At 38.2% G+C, this 2,285-nt stretch carries 3 protein-coding genes and 1 riboswitch; all 3 genes read left to right on the plus strand.

Annotated elements, in window-relative coordinates; genetic code table 11:
- On the plus strand, positions 1 to 261 hold a 261-nt coding region (locus AC5YD2_RS16085; protein ID WP_496127256.1), incomplete at its 5' end, for a transposase.
- A gap of 119 nt (positions 262 to 380) precedes the next feature.
- Positions 381 to 1,517, plus strand: coding sequence for a rod shape-determining protein RodA (rodA, locus tag AC5YD2_RS16090; RefSeq protein ID WP_496127257.1), 1,137 nt, complete (start codon positions 381 to 383; stop codon positions 1,515 to 1,517).
- Positions 1,518 to 1,620: 103 nt separating this feature from the next.
- Positions 1,621 to 1,710: riboswitch (glycine riboswitch) on the plus strand.
- Between the two features lie 174 nt (positions 1,711 to 1,884).
- On the plus strand, positions 1,885 to 2,262 hold the full coding sequence (locus AC5YD2_RS16095; RefSeq protein WP_496125791.1) for an IS630 transposase-related protein: 378 nt from the start codon (positions 1,885 to 1,887) through the stop codon (positions 2,260 to 2,262).
- The last annotated feature ends 23 nt before the right edge of the window (positions 2,263 to 2,285 follow it).

Consider the following 2,285-nt stretch of genomic DNA (forward strand, 5'->3'; position numbering starts at 1 on the left):
AGGTTACAAGATCAAGGTATTGATTTGATTACTTATCATCGGAAGAACATGGAATCTGTTCAACTCAGTGCATCAGATGAATATCACCTAAGGCAACGCAATAAGATAGAAACGTTATTCAGTTTGTTGAAAGGTCAATACAATTTAGTGACAAGTAAAGCACGCAGTGTTCGTGGATTTCTCAGTGGAATTTACGCCTCGTTATGTGCATATCAATTAACCCATCGAAATAAGCCAACAATTCATATTATGGAATCATAGGCTTAAACAGGATTCGGGTTAATTTAGAAAATAACTGTGTTATTCACGACACTTATTATTATTTGAGTCACATTTTCAATATAATGGCGCTCAACGATTGAAAATAAATATTTGATTGAATGGAACCATCCCAACAGTATAAATTTTTACGTCACGCTTTGCGTGATGGACGAAGTTTTAATTCAAAGTCATCTTTTTGGCATCGTGTGCATCTTGATCCATGGTTGTTAATGCTGTTGGTGTTGAATGCTATATTTGGATTAATTATTGTCTACAGTGCGACTTCAGAAGATAGCAGTATGTTGGTTCGCCAAGCTTCTAGTTTTGTGATTGGATTCATTGTGTTGATTATATTTGCACAAATCCCGCCAAAAGTTTATCAGGTTATTAGTCCATATCTTTATGCCTTATCTATTGTCTTATTAGCCTTGGTTTTGGTGATTGGTGAGGTGCGTTTGGGTGCTAAACGTTGGATTTCTGTGCCAGGCCTCGGCAGTATGCAACCCAGTGAAATTATGAAATTTGCCATGCCTTTAATGATGGCATGGTATTTTTCACGAAAAGCAATTCCTCCGAAATTAATTCATGTGATCATTGCACTGTGCTTGATGATGATTCCATTTGTGTTGGTTGTATTACAACCTGACCTTAATATTGGACTGATTATTCCCGGCATTTTTGTTATTTTCTTAAGTGGAATATCTTGGCGTATTATTTTGGGGGGATTTGGTGCACTTGCTGCTTTAGCACCAATCGCTTGGATGTTTGTATTACAGGAATATCAAAAGAAAAGAATTGTGACACTCTTCGATCCTGAAGCAGATTCTTTAGGCGCAGGATGGAATATTATTCAGTCTAAAATTGCCATTGGCTCTGGTGGCTTGGTGGGTAAAGGATTTACCGATGGTACTCAGTCCCATTTGGGTTATCTTCCTGAACATCATACCGATTTTATTATGTCGACGCTTGCTGAAGAGTTTGGTTTTTTGGGTGTGTTGACTTTATTTGTTCTATTTGCAGCGATCATTATGCGTTGTTTATTCATTTCCTTGAATTCTTTTCATAGTTTTGGGCGACTATATGTGGGTGCAACAGCATTAACCTTCTTCTTTTTTGTGTTATTAAATGCTGGGATGGTAAGTGGTGTATTGCCTGTAACAGGCGATCCTTTACCTTTGATGAGTTATGGTGGTACTGCTGTCATTGCAACACTCGCGGGAATGGGGATCGTGATGTCGGTGCATACGCATCGTTAATGTGCAGAATTTAAAGTTAACCTGAGCAAAATCTCAGGTTTTTTTACAATTGAATGCTGGTCAATGTTTATTAAATGGCATATTAATTGCCTTATAACAATGAAAGATTATTGCAGGAGAGATGTTCTTCTCTGAACGCGCCGAAGGAGCAACGACCCCGGAATCTCTCAGGCAAAAGGACTGTAATCATCGTAAAACATCTGGAGAGAAGCCTTTTTTTAATCAAAAATATAAGGCTCACCGAAGGGGATGGATAGATTCAAATGGATTGAATCTGATTCGAAGCTCTCAGGTACAGTGACAGATGGGGCATATAGCTAAGAATCCAATATGAGCTACAATAGAAAAAACACTAAGATTTAGGATCATGCCAAAAACATATTCTGTCGATCTACGCGAAAAAGTCATGCAGTTTTATAAAGAATCACAGCATAAATCCAAAACGTGTGAACTATTTAATATTGCAAGAACCACCCTAGATGATTGGATCCTACTCGAACAGCAAACTGGTCAGCTCAAACAGCCTAAACCTCAAAATGCAGGACGCCCTTCGAGGATTCGAGATCTTCAAGCCTTTGAGCACTTCGTAAAAAATACACCGTTTACTCAGGCGAAAGATCTTGTCCCTCTGTTTGAACAACAATTCGGTTATACCGTTGGTTATCATGTCATTTTAAAAGCCCTTAATAAGATGGGATGGACGCGTAAAAAAAGAGTTTTCTTTACAGACAAGCCTGTAAATTAAGTCGTGCTGTATTTGAATGGTTC

It is taken from the genome of Acinetobacter sp. CY73 (assembly GCF_059515865.1).

Excerpts from the sequence above, each read along its gene's own strand:
- rodA (WP_496127257.1), top strand. The coding sequence starts at position 381 with ATGGAACCATCCCAACAGTATAAATTTTTACGTCACGCTTTGCGTGAT.
- AC5YD2_RS16095 (WP_496125791.1), top strand. The coding sequence starts at position 1,885 with ATGCCAAAAACATATTCTGTCGATCTACGCGAAAAAGTCATGCAGTTT.